The sequence below is a fragment of the Roseiterribacter gracilis genome (genome assembly GCA_018332375.1).
Taxonomy (GTDB): domain Bacteria; phylum Pseudomonadota; class Alphaproteobacteria; order BOG-932; family Roseiterribacteraceae; genus Roseiterribacter; species Roseiterribacter gracilis.
Genome location: BOPV01000001.1, coordinates 1,761,779 through 1,774,610, shown reverse-complemented (window position 1 = coordinate 1,774,610; position 12,832 = coordinate 1,761,779). Strand labels below are relative to the sequence as shown.

At 63.4% G+C, this 12,832-nt stretch carries 12 protein-coding genes; 5 read left to right on the top strand and 7 right to left on the bottom strand.

The window, feature by feature from the left end; translation table 11 throughout:
* Nucleotides 1-20: 20 nt before the first annotated feature.
* The 6 genes from TMPK1_RS08835 to TMPK1_RS08810 form a co-directional block, all read right to left on the bottom strand.
* Nucleotides 21-704 carry a lipid-binding SYLF domain-containing protein gene (locus TMPK1_RS08835; protein ID WP_420242615.1) on the bottom strand — a complete coding sequence of 228 codons (684 nt, stop codon included), beginning with the start codon at nucleotides 702-704 and terminating at the stop codon, nucleotides 21-23.
* A 32-nt stretch (nucleotides 705-736) separates the two neighbouring features.
* Nucleotides 737-1,333 (bottom strand): hypothetical protein, encoded by a 597-nt coding sequence (locus TMPK1_RS08830; protein WP_420242614.1) that lies wholly within the window; start codon nucleotides 1,331-1,333, stop codon nucleotides 737-739.
* Nucleotides 1,334-1,476: 143 nt separating this feature from the next.
* The gene (locus TMPK1_RS08825; protein ID WP_420242613.1) at nucleotides 1,477-1,788 is read right to left on the bottom strand and encodes a hypothetical protein; all 312 of its coding nucleotides are present in this window, start codon (nucleotides 1,786-1,788) and stop codon (nucleotides 1,477-1,479) included.
* On the bottom strand, nucleotides 1,785-2,546 hold the full coding sequence (locus TMPK1_RS08820) for an ABC transporter ATP-binding protein (RefSeq protein WP_420242612.1): 762 nt from the start codon (nucleotides 2,544-2,546) through the stop codon (nucleotides 1,785-1,787). The genes TMPK1_RS08825 and TMPK1_RS08820 overlap by 4 nt, the downstream gene beginning before the upstream one ends.
* Nucleotides 2,543-3,505 (bottom strand): FecCD family ABC transporter permease, encoded by a 963-nt coding sequence (locus tag TMPK1_RS08815; protein ID WP_420242611.1) that lies wholly within the window; start codon nucleotides 3,503-3,505, stop codon nucleotides 2,543-2,545. Before TMPK1_RS08815 ends, TMPK1_RS08820 begins: the two co-directional genes overlap by 4 nt.
* On the bottom strand, nucleotides 3,502-4,290 hold the full coding sequence (locus tag TMPK1_RS08810; RefSeq protein ID WP_420242610.1) for an ABC transporter substrate-binding protein: 789 nt from the start codon (nucleotides 4,288-4,290) through the stop codon (nucleotides 3,502-3,504). Before TMPK1_RS08810 ends, TMPK1_RS08815 begins: the two co-directional genes overlap by 4 nt.
* A 276-nt stretch (nucleotides 4,291-4,566) precedes the next feature.
* On the opposite strand from TMPK1_RS08810, the gene TMPK1_RS08805 reads away from it, so the two are divergent.
* The 4 genes from TMPK1_RS08805 to TMPK1_RS08790 all read left to right on the top strand — a co-directional run bounded on the left by TMPK1_RS08805 (nucleotide 4,567) and on the right by TMPK1_RS08790 (nucleotide 10,654).
* Nucleotides 4,567-5,028: a CHAP domain-containing protein gene (locus TMPK1_RS08805; protein WP_420242609.1), complete on the top strand. Its 462-nt coding sequence runs from the start codon at nucleotides 4,567-4,569 to the stop codon at nucleotides 5,026-5,028.
* A 160-nt stretch (nucleotides 5,029-5,188) separates the two neighbouring features.
* Nucleotides 5,189-6,331 carry an efflux RND transporter periplasmic adaptor subunit gene (locus tag TMPK1_RS08800; RefSeq protein WP_420242608.1) on the top strand — a complete coding sequence of 381 codons (1,143 nt, stop codon included), beginning with the start codon at nucleotides 5,189-5,191 and terminating at the stop codon, nucleotides 6,329-6,331.
* Between the two features lie 10 nt (nucleotides 6,332-6,341).
* A complete protein-coding gene (locus TMPK1_RS08795; protein WP_420242607.1) occupies nucleotides 6,342-9,464 on the top strand; it encodes an efflux RND transporter permease subunit in 3,123 nt (1,040 codons plus the stop codon).
* Between the two features lie 92 nt (nucleotides 9,465-9,556).
* Complete coding sequence (locus tag TMPK1_RS08790) at nucleotides 9,557-10,654, top strand: alpha/beta fold hydrolase (RefSeq protein ID WP_420242606.1); 1,098 nt, start codon at nucleotides 9,557-9,559, stop codon at nucleotides 10,652-10,654.
* On the opposite strand, the gene gph is transcribed toward TMPK1_RS08790, so the two are convergent.
* Nucleotides 10,651-11,334: a phosphoglycolate phosphatase gene (gene gph / locus TMPK1_RS08785; RefSeq protein ID WP_420242605.1), complete on the bottom strand. Its 684-nt coding sequence runs from the start codon at nucleotides 11,332-11,334 to the stop codon at nucleotides 10,651-10,653. The genes TMPK1_RS08790 and gph overlap by 4 nt on opposite strands.
* Nucleotides 11,335-11,478: 144 nt before the next feature.
* On the opposite strand from gph, the gene glmU reads away from it, so the two are divergent.
* Entirely contained in the window at nucleotides 11,479-12,828 is a 1,350-nt protein-coding gene (glmU, locus tag TMPK1_RS08780; RefSeq protein WP_420242604.1) for a bifunctional UDP-N-acetylglucosamine diphosphorylase/glucosamine-1-phosphate N-acetyltransferase GlmU, read from the top strand.
* The last annotated feature ends 4 nt before the right edge of the window (nucleotides 12,829-12,832 follow it).

Genomic DNA, 12,832 nt, shown 5'->3' with positions numbered 1-12,832 from the left:
ATCCGGGAGGCGCTTCGCGCCTATTTCAACACGGCCTTCAACGCTGCTGCACGCGGGTCGGGCGTGTTGAAGCGTCCGTTGATCAGGATGTTGCGCGCGGTCGCATCGTCCGAGCGATAGAACTCGTGGTTCCAGTCGCTCAGCGCGCCAAGTCCTGCACCGTTGATCGACACGCCGCCAAACAGGCCTTCGGTTTTGGCGAACGCATACATGTCGGCATTGACGTCGAAGCCGGTCGACGCGCGCACGCCTTTGCCGATCGTGGCAACGGCGACCGACGCGTCGGCGCCCAAGGTCGCGTTCTTGTCGAGGATCGCTTCCAGACCCTGTTGGCTCATGATCAGGAAGATCACTTCGCTCGACTGGCCGCCGATCTGCAGGCCGAACGAGACGTTGCCCAGCGCGTAGAACGCGGGGTTGGTCCAGCTTCCGTCTTTCTGGCGCGCCAGCAGCACGCCATTGCCGCCTTCACCGCCGAAGATGAACGCGCCTTTGATCAGGCTGGGGATGATCAGCACCGCTTTGGCGCGCGGCAGGATGCGTTCGATCTCAGCGAAGTCAGGACCGCCGCGCATCAGCTTCACGCTCAGCGTGGCGCGTTCGAGCAGTTGCTCCTGGTCGGTGAGCGTAGCTGCGTGCGCGGGCAGCGAAGAAGCACTGACGGCAACCAAGGCGGCCAGCGCGAAAACCATACGACGGATCATGAAACGGGCTCCGATTGTTCGGCGCCCAGACTCTACAGCGATTCGGGCGCTGGTTCGGCAGATGCGGCCGCGGAAATTTCCGTGACCTGCCCCGCGGTGGTCTCTGCCGCCGGCACCGGGGCTTCGGGATCGGGGGCCCGCCAGCGCGGATCGACGTCCAGACCCCAGACGTCGCGCATCAGCTCCTGGCGCTTTTCCAGCTCGCCGAGACTGCTTTCGCGCTGCTTGACCATGTAGTTGGCGCTGGCGATCGGGATCAGCCAGTTCATCAGCCAGCCGAGCAGCGCGCCGCCGAAGGCGAGCCGCCAGGGATGCGCCGTCGCAATCATTTCGACCGCGCCCGCCAGCGTGTTCCAACGCGCCCAGAGCTCGAACAGCGCAGGCACGGTGCCGGCCAGGTTGAGCGCGCCGACCGACAGGGTCCGGTTCTTTTGCGGATCGCCGTCCAGCACGAACATCAGCACCGTCGGCGCCATGGCGAACGCGACCACCAGCGTCGTGGGCGCGAAGACCACGGCGAGGAAAACGATGACGATTGCGATGAGGATGGTCTCGAAGCGAACTTCGAGCCGTCGACGCCGATCGTTCTGAAAGGACGCGGTAACGGACATAACGATCCGAACCTGCACGGCGAACGATCGTTACGGGAGTCCTGAATCCCGCTTTTCACGCCCCATTCATGTCGTACTCGCAATACCGAAATCAGCCAGCCAGTATCGGAAATGCGGCGTTTTGGCGTGGTAGCGCTACGGCGCTGAAATCGAGCGCCGCTCTAATCCGCTTTCAGCTCGTTGGCGTTGGCCAGCAGATCGAGAATGTTGGCGCGGTTGACGTAGCGCCGCCGCAACATCTCGCTGTCGCGGCTCAGATCGTAACAACGCAGGTCGTTCATCGCTTCTTTGATGCGGCGCGCGCGTTCGGAATCGCCGGGCATTTCTTCGCGCCAGTGATTGCAGCCGGCCTGCCGCCAGGCCCAGCTGCGGACGTCGTCGGGCATCACCGATAGACGTGACTTCAAATCGGTCGGCTGCGCATGCGCGGTGCCGGCGAGCAGAAGCAAACACAATCCGGCGAGACGTTTCATCGGCGCTCCGGTGATCGGCGTTCCCAGGGCAGAACAAAGAACGGCTCGTCTTCGATATGCGCCGCGACGTTGAACACGTCGCGCAAAGCATCGTGCGTAAGGACTGCACGTGCTTCGCCATCGCCGACGATCCGGCCTGCCTGCAACAAGACTACGCGATCCGCCACGCGACTTGCGAGAGCAAGATCGTGCAAAATCGCCAGAACGCCGACGCGATCTGTTGCGCGCGTACGCAGCAACGCCAGTGCATCGAGCTGATGCGCCGGATCGAGGTCTGCGATCGGCTCGTCCACCAGCAGGAAACGTGGCTCTCCCGCCAATGCACGGGCCAATAACACGCGTGATTGTTCGCCGCCGGACAGCGCAGTGAAAGAACGTTGCGCGAGATGCGCGACGTCGCACGCCGCAAGTGCGGCTTCGACCGCATGGTCTGAATCGACACCACTGTATGGATGGCGGCCAAGCGCCACGACCTGCTCAACCGCAATCGGCCAGGCGACCCCGCCGCGTTGGGGCAACCAGCCGATCGCCTTGGCCCGTTCGCGCGCCGGCATCTCGCTGAGATCGTGCCCGTCGAGGCTGGCCGATCCCCCCTGCAGCGGCGCCAGACCGCCAAGCGCGCGCAACAGGCTCGACTTGCCGGCGCCATTGGGGCCGACCAACACAGTGAAACTCCCCGGAGCCAGCGTGAACGAGACGCGGTCGAGAACGGTGCGTTTGCCGTACCGCATCGTCGCGTCGGTCAGAGCGAGCGTCATGGCAACCGCCGCTGCACGTCGCGCAGCAACCAGAGAAAGAATGGCGCGCCGATCAGTGCGGTGACGGTGCCAAGCTTGAGTTCTTGCGGCGTCGGAATCAAACGCACCGCTATGTCGGCGAAGGTCAGCAACGCGGCACCACCGAGCATGCTTGGCAACAACAAACGCGACGGCAATTGCCGATCGTTGGTGCGCAGCAAATGCGGCACGACCAATCCGACAAAGCCGATTGCACCGGTGATCGCAACCGCAGGACCAACGACCAGCGCCGCGCCGAGTACGGTCGCAATGCGCACGCGACCGAGATCGACGCCGAGACTGGCCGCCGTCTCGTCACCCAACGACAACGCGTCAAGTTCGCGTGCCTGCGTAAACAACAGAACCGCACCGGCGACCGCGAAGGGCAGCGCGAAGGTCAATTGCGGCATCGAGCGGTCGGCCAGCGAACCGAGCAACCAGAACACGATCTCCAGCGCCGCAAGCGGGCTGGGTGCGAGGTTGAGTGCGAGCGACGTCAACGCACCGCCCAACGACGCAATCGCAACGCCGGCGAGCACGGTCGTTGTTGCGCTGGCGCGTTGTCCGGCCAGGCTCCACAACAACCCGGTTGCAGCGGCGGCGCCAAGCGTGCCTGCGATCGGCAAGGCCAGCGGCACGGTGATCGCGAGACCGGAATACAGCGCCAGCACGGCACCCAGCGACGCGCCGCTCGATGCGCCGATCAAACCAGGTTCGACCAGCGGATTGCGCAACCAGCCCTGCAGCGCAGCGCCGGCGAGACCAAGCCCACCACCAACGATCAGGCCCAGCAACGCGCGCGGCAGGCGCAGTTCGAGAAAGATCGTGCGCGCCACCGGATCGCCGGCCACGATCTGTCCAAGCGTGATCGGCGCCGGTCCGATGGCAAGCGACGCGAAGAACGCGGCGCAGACGAGCAGCGACAAAAGCCGAATGTTCATTGCGCTCTCAACGACGCAAGCGCGGTGACCGCATCGGCGGCACGCGGCGTACTGCAGGTCAAGGCGCGCGAGGGCAGGGCTGCGCGCCGGCTGGTCGCAAAGCGCAGCAGCAGCGCCGGATGGTTCAGCATCTCACGCGACAATGACGGCGCACCGCCATCGATCGTGACGTCGGCCAGCAGCAGATCGACTGGTGCGGCGACGAGCGTTTCGAGACGTTGCGGTGCATAGCCGGTGATACCTTCGCGCGCCGCAAGATTGTCGTAGCCGGCGGCAAGCAGCACGGCATGGGCAAGCGTGCCGCGACCTTCGGTGTAACCGCCCGGGTGCAAGATCGCAGCCAGCGGACGTTGCTTCGGCTTGTCGACCGCGGCCAAGGTTGCGCGCATCTGCGCCACAGTTTCATCGCCGCGCGCATCCTGTCCGATTGCATGTGCGATCGATTGGGTTTGTGCAGCGATCGCATCGAAGTCGGATGGATCGACCATCTCGATCACGCGCACGCCGAGTTGCCGCAACGCAAGTTTCGTTGCTGGTTGCGTGAACGCGCTGATGAGAACCAGATCAGGGGCAGCGGCAACAACTTCTTCGGCGCGTCCGCGATTGACCGGCAATCCTGCGAGCTGATCAGCGACGGGCGAAAAGGCTGGATTCAATCCGTTGTAGCTGACGCTCGCGATCTGCGTGCGATCCGCAAGCAGCGCCAACATGACGTCGCCGCACAGATTGAGCGACATGACGCGCGGCAACGACGAGGCTGCTGCAGCGCCGGTGTACAGTAACATGCACACGGCAGTCGCCGCAGTGATCGCCCATGTCAGACGGCGCTTTTTCCAGTTCTCCACAGTGTTGGCTTTCGCCGCGAAGCGCCGAAAAAGCAAGCTCCACATAAGGATTCTGGGAGAACGAAGCGCTGACATTTTCGGTAACAAGCGATTCGGGGGTGGACTCATCCAGCTATGCGCTTTAGACGGCTCTCCCATCACTTGGACGCCGATACGACCGGCGGCCTTTTCGAAGACCAAGAAGCCGATTCCGCCAACGGAACAGGGGACCTGGGATTGTCAGTTCGTCGTAGCGCTTTCGCGCCGCTCGCGCGCACTTGCCTTGCTGTTTCGCTGCTCGTCGCGTCGTTCCTGTTTGCTGCACCTGCGCGTGCATGGAACTGCGTCGAGTATGTGCGCGAAATCTCGAATGTTCAGCTCGCCGGAAATGGCTGGCAGTGGTGGAACGCCGCTGCAGGCCGTTACGAACGGGGCCACAATCCCGAACGCGACGCTGTCTTCGTATTCAATCGCACGCGGCACATGCCCGCCGGTCACGTGGCCGTGGTTTCGAAAGTGCTCGATTCGCGCACGATCGAAATCGATCACGCCAACTGGATCCGCCGCCGCATCACCCAGAATGTCCGGGTTCAGGACGTGTCGCCCAAAAATGACTGGACCATGGTCCGGGTTTGGAACGAGCAGGCGCACGTCTATGGCGCGCCCTATCCGGCACTGGGCTTCGTCTACGCCAACTGATTATGTCCCCCGCGAAAGCGGGGGCATTTTGCCGCCAATCCGGTCATCCCGAATCCGGCTCGATGGACCCCTGCTTTCGCGGGGGATTTACGGTCGAGGATCGGCCGTGCCTCGATTTCTAAAGTGATTTCTTACCTGGCGCGGGGGTAAACACCTCCCTATGCGCATGAATTCGCGTCGCTTTGCCGTTCTGGGCGGTCTCGTCCTCGTTGCCGCCGTTGCCTGGGTCGCATTCGGCCGGGGCGACGGGGGTGTCGTCGCGCGCCGTGAGGCCAGCGTCCCGGTGCGCGCGGCCAAGGCCGAGCTGCGCGACGTGCCGTTGGAAGTGCAGACGGTCGGCTTGGTGCAGGCGCGCGAAACCGTCGCGGTGCGTCCGCGCGTCGATGGCCAGATCATTTCCGTGCATTTCAAAGACGGCGATCGCGTCGAAGCCGATCAGAAGCTGTTCACGCTCGACCCGCGCTCGATCAAAGCGCAGTTGGCGCAGGCCGAAGCGATGCTGGTCAAAGACCGCGCGACGTTGGCGCAGGCACGCGCCGACATTCAGCGCTACACCGAACTCGTCGCCAGCCGCGCCGCTTCGCAGCAGAAATACGAACAAGCCAAGGCGATGGTCGAAACCACCGCCGCGTCGGTGCAGGCCGATGAAGCGCAGGTCGAAAATCTGCGCGCGCAATTGTCGTGGACCGACATTCGCGCACCGATCGCAGGTCGCGTCGGCACGATCAACCTGACTTTGGGCGCGGTTGTGAAGACCGCCGACGCGACGCCGCTGGTCACGATCAACGCAATCCAGCCGGTGCGCGTGCAATTGTCGTTGCCGCAACGCTGGCTGGTTCCGTTGCGCAAGGCGTTGCAGGCCGGTGCAGTCGATGTCGCCGCTGCGCGACAGGAAGCGCCGGACGTGACCGCGGTCGGGCGCGTCGAATATGTCGACAACAATATCGACGCGCAGACCGGTGCCTTCGTGGTCAAGGCGTCGTTCGAGAATAACGACGAGACACTATGGCCCGGCATGTTCGTCAATTGCCGCGTCAAGTTGTCGACCGAAGGCGGTGTGGTCGCGGTACCGAGCAGCGCGGTGCGGACCAACCAGGGCGGCACGTTCGTGTTCGTGATCCGTGACGACAAGACGGTGAAAATCACGCCGGTCAAAGTTGGGCGCGTCTGGAACGACTATACGGTGCTGGAAAGCGGCATCAGCAGCGGGGAGACGGTCGTCACCGACGGTCATCTGCGACTGGCCGACGGCACCAAAATCGAAATCCGCACCGGCGCGTCGCCGGTCGCTGCGGTGAACTAGGCCGACGACGATGTCGCTGTCTGAAGTCTTCGTTCGCCGCCCGGTCATGACGACGCTCGTGATGTTCGCGATCGTCCTGCTGGGCATTTCGGGCTATCGCCAACTCGCAGTCGCACCGCTGCCGAATGTCGACGTGCCGACCATTCAGATCGAAGCGCGCCTGCCGGGCGCCAGTCCGGAAACCATGGCGGCGTCGATCGCAACCCCGATCGAACGCCAGATCGCGACGATTTCGGGCGTTACCTCGATCGTGTCGAACAGCTCGGTCGGATCAACCAACGTCACGGTGCAGTTCGATCTGGCCCGCAACATCGATGCGGCGGCCCAGGACGTCGCGGCGGCACTGGCAGCGGTGCAGCGGCGCCTGCCATTGGAAATGACCACACCGCCCAGCTACTCCAAGGTGAACCCGTCGCAGACGCCGGTGCTGTTGATCGGCGTGCGCTCGGACACGATGCAGTTGAGCGACGTCAACGAGTATGTCGACACGATCGTCGGACCGCGCCTTTCGACTCTGTCGGGCGTGGCGCAGGTGATGATCTGGGGTCAGAAGAAATACGCGATCCGCGCCCAGATGGATCCCGACGTGCTGGCTGCACGCGGCGTTTCGGTCGAAGACGTGCGCGCCGCACTGATCGGCGCCGCCTCGAACGCGCCGGCGGGTACGATTCAAGGCACCGCCCGCACGGTCACGATCGAAGTCGCCGGCCAGCCGCGCAACGCAGCCGAGTTTGGGAAAGTCATCGTCGCCTATCGCAACGATCGTCCGGTTCGTCTCGAAGAAGTCGCAACCGTCGTCGATTCCGTCGAGCAGGTGCAGAACGCGGCCTACATCAACGGCCAACGTTCGATCCTGATGGCGATCGTGCGCCAGTCGGACGCCAACGCTGTCGAAGTCGTCGATTCGATCTTCCGCGAGCTGCCGCGCATCAAGGCGCAGGTGCCGCCGTCGATCGAATTCACGCCGACGGTCAACCGGTCGAAGCCGATCCGGCAAAATCTCGCCGACGTGCAGACCACCTTCGCCGTCACCGCCGTTCTGGTCGTGCTGGTGATCTTCCTGTTCCTGCGCAAACCGGTTGCGACGTTGATCCCGGCCATCGTGCTGCCGCTGTCGGTGATCGGCACCTTTGCCGGCATGTGGTTGGCCGGCTTCTCGCTGAACAATATTTCGCTGTTGGCGCTGACCCTGGCGATCGGCCTGATCGTCGACGACGCGATCGTGATGCTCGAAAACGTAATGCGCTATGTCGAGCAGGGGATGCCGCCCTTCGAAGCGACCTTGAAGGGCGCACGCGAAGTCGGCTTCACCATCGTGTCGATCACCATTTCGCTGGTGGTCGTGTTCATTCCGGTCATTTTCATGGGCGGCGTCATCGGCCGCATGCTGCGCGAATTCGGTCTGACGCTGACGATCGCGATTGCAGTGTCGATGGTCTGCGCACTGACCTTGACCCCGATGCTGACCGCACGCCTGTTGAAGCACGAGAACGAACACAAGGAATCGCGCCTGGGCACGTGGCTCGAAGCGCGCTTCGACTCACTGCTGAACGCATATGACCGCGGCCTGCGCTGGGTGCTGCGCCACCAGCGCGCGACCTTGATGGTCACGGTCGCGTCCTTGGTCGTGACCGTGATCGCGGTGCAGATGGTGCCGAAAGGCTTTCTGCCGCTCGAAGATACAGGCGCGATTTCGATGTCGACCGAAGGCGCCGAAGATATCGCCTTCGATCATATGCTGGAACTGCAGCAGCAGGTCGCCGCGATTGCGCGCGCCGAACCCGACGTGGCGATGGTGTCGTCCTTCGTGTCGCCCGGCGGCGCTGGCGGCTCGATCAGCAACGGTCGCGGCTTTCTGGAGCTGGCGCCGTTCGAGAAGCGCGACCGCACCGTGTTTCAGGTGATCGACTCGCTGCGCAAGAAAGTCGCCGCGGTGCCCGGCATCCGCGTCTACTTCACGCCCGTGCAAAGTCTGGAGCTTGGCGGCCGTACGCCCAAGGCCCAGTACATGGTGACGTTGCAAGGCGCCGAACTGACTGAGCTGTTCCGCTGGGCCGAAAATTTCCGCGTCGAGATGTCGAAGACCGAAGGCTTTCTCGACGTGTCGTCGGATCTGAAAATGGGCGTGCCGAAGCAGGTCTTCCGCATGGACCAGGATCGCGCACTTGCTGCCGGCGTCAGCGCCGACCAGGTGCGCCAGACGCTCTACAGCGCGTTCGGTACGCGCAAAGTTGCCTCGCTCTTCACCGCGTCGAACGACTATGCGGTGATCCAGGAAATCGAACCTGCGCTGCAGGACGATCCCGACGCGATCGGCCGCCTCTACGTCAAGAATGATCGCGGCCTGCTGGTGCCGCTGCGCGCCATCGGCGAGTTGCAGCAATCCGTCGGTCCGTTGACCGTGTCGCATTCGGGCCAGCTTCCAACCGCCGCAATCAGCTTCAACCTGTCGGACAAGATCCCGTTGTCGTCGATGGTCGATCGCGTGCGCGACATGGAACGCAAGATCGGCATGCCGGAATCGATCGTGCTGGGCTTTGAAGGCACGACGCAGGTGTTCCGCGATTCGATGGGGAACCAAGGGTTCCTGATCCTGTCGGCGCTGCTCGCGGTCTATATCGTGCTCGGCATTCTGTACGAAAGCTTCGTGCACCCGCTGACGATTCTGGCGGGTCTGCCGTCGGCCGCGCTGGGTGGCGTGCTGACCTTGCTGCTGTTCGGCAAGCCGCTCGATCTGATCGGCATCATCGGCTTGCTGATGTTGATCGGCATCGTGAAAAAGAACGCGATCATGATGATCGACTTCGCGCTGGAAAAGAAACGCGAAGGCGATCTCGACAGCGAACGGTCGATCTACGAAGCGTGCCTGTTGCGCTTCCGTCCAATCATGATGACGACGATGGCGGCGCTGCTCGGCGCCTTGCCGATCGCGCTTGGCGTCGGTGCCGGCGCCGAACTGCGCCAGCCGCTGGGTCTGGTGGTGGTCGGCGGATTGATCGTCAGCCAGGTGCTGACCCTGTTCATCACGCCGGTGCTCTACATCTATTTCGACAAGCTGCAGAACCGCTTCGCCGAGAAGAAGCGCGTGCCCGCTGCCGGCCATCCGGTCGCGCTGGACGAAGCTGCGGAATAACGTTCGCTAGCCGGTCGTCAGAAACCGGCTCGAGTAGACGAAGCTGCACGCAGCTCTTCGACTTCGAGGCAACAAGTCGAAAGGGAGGCGTCATGCGGGTGCGAATTCTCAGCCTGTTTGTTTCGTCGCTGGTGACGATTTCGGCGTTTGCGCACGAGGCCAACCAGCCACCGCATCAGCTGTTTGCTGAAGGCGATTTCAAGCTCGAAAGCGGCGAGACGATCAAAGACTTCTCGATCTCGTACGTCACGCATGGGACGCTGAACGCCGACAAATCGAACGCGATCCTGATGGTGCCGTCGATCGGCGGCAATCATCACCGCATCGATTATCTGATCGGCGCTGGCAAGGCGCTCGAGCCGGCCAAGTACTTCATCATCTGCACCGACTCGATCGGGAACGGGCTGACGACGTCACCATCGAACAGCAAAGCGCAGCCGCGCATGCAGTTCCCCAAGTTCAATATTCGCGACATGGTCAATTCGCAGCAACGTTTGGTGGCCGAGAAGTTTGGCATCAAAAAGCTGGTGACCGTGATCGGCGCATCGATGGGCGGCATGCAGGCGCTGCAATGGGCGGTCAGCTATCCCGACATGATGACCAGCATTGTGCCGATCATTCCGCTGGCGCGTACGCCGGCTTGGACGACCGGCGTGCTGGAAATGTTGCGCCAGTCGATCATGACCGATGCGCGTTGGAAGGACGGCACCTACGCCGCCGATGCGCCGCCCGAACAAGGCATGCGTTTGTGGGCGGGATGGTTGTCGGGTGTGATCGTGCGTACGCCGGGCCTGCAGGAAAAACTCTATCCCAACGCGCAGGATGAGATCGCTTATCTGAAAGGCGTGCAGGATGGCGGCTGGAAGCGCATGGATGCGACCGACTGGATCTATCAGAGCTGGGCCTACGACATGCACAACGTGGGCACGACGAAGGGCTTTAACGGCGATACCGCGAAGGCGCTGCAGTCGATCAAAGCCAAGACGCTGATCCTGGCTGGCAGCGGCGACTTGTTGAATCCCGAATATGAAGCGACCGAAGCGGCGAAACACATCGCCGGCGCGCGCTATGTGCCGATCAACGACAAGCTGCCGATGGGGCATTATTCCGGCGCCGGCAGCACGGCACCCGAGAATGAGGTGCAGAACCGCGAAGTGGCTGCGTTCCTCGGCACGCTCGCGAAGAACTAAACCGCGACTGCTTCCTGCGCGATCCACTGCGCCACGGCGTCGAGATCGCGCAGGACGCACTCGCCGCCCAGCGTTTGCGGATCGTGCGTATAGCCCCAACCGGCGACGATGGCGCGGACGCCCGCGTTGCGCGCGGCGCCGACATCGGCCGCACCATCACCGACCAGCGCCGTTTCGATCGGGCGCGCACCCAGACGCTGCGCCAGATGCAGCACGCCTTGCGGTTCCGGTTTGCGCGTCGGCAACGTGTCGCCGCCGACGATCGCGTCAAAGCGATCGGTCCAGCCCAGCGCGTCCAGAATGATGCGCGTTGGCCGTTCCGGCTTGTTGGTCAGCAAGGCGCAACCAAAGCCCGCTGCACGCGCCGCGTCGAGTGCGGCTACGGCGCCGTCATAGGGAAGATCGGGCCGCACCGGCAGACGTTCGTAGCGATCGACGAATTCGTCGAGCTCGCCGCGCGCGGTTGCGACATCGAGGCCGCGCGCGGCATAGGCGCGCTCCAGCAGACGTGCCACGCCGTCGCCCACCATCGGCCTGACTTCTGCCAGCGACAGCGGCTCCAAGCTGCGCTCGACCAGGATCGAGTTCAGCAGCGCGGTCAGGTCGGGCAGGGAATCGATCAAAGTTCCGTCGAGGTCGAACAAGACGGCGCGCAGGCGTGGGCGGGGCAGGACGGTCATGAAGGCGACATTACAACGGCATGCGGTGGGACAAAGACTGCTGCGCGGCGTTGGAAATCGTCGCATTTCGTGATCGCCGGGCCGGTTGCCTGGGACCGGCAGCTCATGGGATGACCGACACTTCCGGATGATCTCGAAAACCAGATGACAAATCAGCGACCGCTCGCCGCCATCGTGCTTGCCGCCGGCAAAGGCACGCGCATGAAATCCGACCTTCCCAAGGTTATGCACGCAATCGGCGGACGGTCGATGGTGCGGCATGTGCTGGAAGCTGCCGTGTCGCTCGGCGCTGAACGGACGGTCGTCGTCGTCGGCCCCGGCATGGAGATGCTGACGCATCACGTCGCACCCGTGCCGACCACGATCCAGACCGAACAGCGTGGCACCGCCGACGCAGTCCGTGCGGCGATGCCGGCGTTGGCCGGATTCACGGGCGACGTGCTGGTTCTCTATGGCGATGTGCCGCTGGTTCGTGCCGAGAGCCTCGCAAAGTTGCGCGCGGCACGCACGGATGGTGTTGGGATTGTCGTGTTCGGCATGCGCGCGCCGACACCGAACGCGTACGGACGGTTGGTGCAGGCGGCCGACGGCACGCTCGACCGCATCGTCGAGTTTCTCGACGCCAACGACGAGGAACGCGCGCTGCCTTTGTGCAACTCGGGCATTTTGCTCGCCGACGGCGCGCGGCTCGGCGACTGGCTGGCGCGGGTCAAGAACGACAACGCCAAGTCTGAATTCTATTTGACCGACATCGTCGGGTTGGCGCGGCAGGACGGATTGAAAGTCGCCGTCGTCGAAGGATCGAACGACGAAGTGGCGGGCGTCAATTCGCGCGCCGAACTGGCAGTGGCGGAAGAAACCTTCCAGCGCTTCATGCGCGAAAGCGCCATGGCCGACGGCGTGACCTTGACCGATCCCGGCAGCGTCTGGTTCAGCGCCAACACGAAACTCGGCCGCGACGTCATCGTGCATCCGCATGTCGTGTTTGGTCCCGACGTCACGGTCGGCGACAAGGTCGAAATCAAAAGCTTCAGCCATCTCGAAGGCTGCACGGTCGAACGCGGTGCGATCATCGGTCCGTTCGCGCGCCTGCGTCCAGGCGCGCAGGTCGGCGAAGACGCGCATGTCGGCAATTTCGTCGAGCTGAAAAACACCGTGCTCGGCAAAGGCGCCAAAGCCAACCACCTGACCTATCTCGGCGACGCGACGGTGGGCGCGGGCAGCAATATCGGCGCCGGCACCATCACCTGCAATTACGACGGCTTCGGAAAATATAAGACCGAAATCGGCGCCGGAGCGTTCATCGGTTCGAACTCGTCGCTTGTGGCGCCGGTCAAGATCGGCAACGGCGCGTATGTGGGGTCCAGCAGTGTGATCACGCGCGACGTGCCCGACGACGCATTGGCGATCGGGCGTGGACGGCAGTCGAACAAAGAAGGTTGGGCCGCGAGCTTTCGCGAACGCATGGCCCACCTCGTCAAGAAGAAGGGGTAACGCA

Excerpts from the sequence above, each read along its gene's own strand:
- TMPK1_RS08790 (WP_420242606.1), top strand. The coding sequence starts at position 9,557 with ATGCGGGTGCGAATTCTCAGCCTGTTTGTTTCGTCGCTGGTGACGATT.
- gph (WP_420242605.1), bottom strand. The coding sequence starts at position 11,334 with ATGACCGTCCTGCCCCGCCCACGCCTGCGCGCCGTCTTGTTCGACCTC.
- TMPK1_RS08825 (WP_420242613.1), bottom strand. The coding sequence starts at position 1,788 with ATGAAACGTCTCGCCGGATTGTGTTTGCTTCTGCTCGCCGGCACCGCG.
- glmU (WP_420242604.1), top strand. The coding sequence starts at position 11,479 with ATGACAAATCAGCGACCGCTCGCCGCCATCGTGCTTGCCGCCGGCAAA.
- TMPK1_RS08815 (WP_420242611.1), bottom strand. The coding sequence starts at position 3,505 with ATGAACATTCGGCTTTTGTCGCTGCTCGTCTGCGCCGCGTTCTTCGCG.
- TMPK1_RS08800 (WP_420242608.1), top strand. The coding sequence starts at position 5,189 with ATGCGCATGAATTCGCGTCGCTTTGCCGTTCTGGGCGGTCTCGTCCTC.
- TMPK1_RS08810 (WP_420242610.1), bottom strand. The coding sequence starts at position 4,290 with ATGTTACTGTACACCGGCGCTGCAGCAGCCTCGTCGTTGCCGCGCGTC.
- TMPK1_RS08835 (WP_420242615.1), bottom strand. The coding sequence starts at position 704 with ATGATCCGTCGTATGGTTTTCGCGCTGGCCGCCTTGGTTGCCGTCAGT.
- TMPK1_RS08795 (WP_420242607.1), top strand. The coding sequence starts at position 6,342 with ATGTCGCTGTCTGAAGTCTTCGTTCGCCGCCCGGTCATGACGACGCTC.
- TMPK1_RS08820 (WP_420242612.1), bottom strand. The coding sequence starts at position 2,546 with ATGACGCTCGCTCTGACCGACGCGACGATGCGGTACGGCAAACGCACC.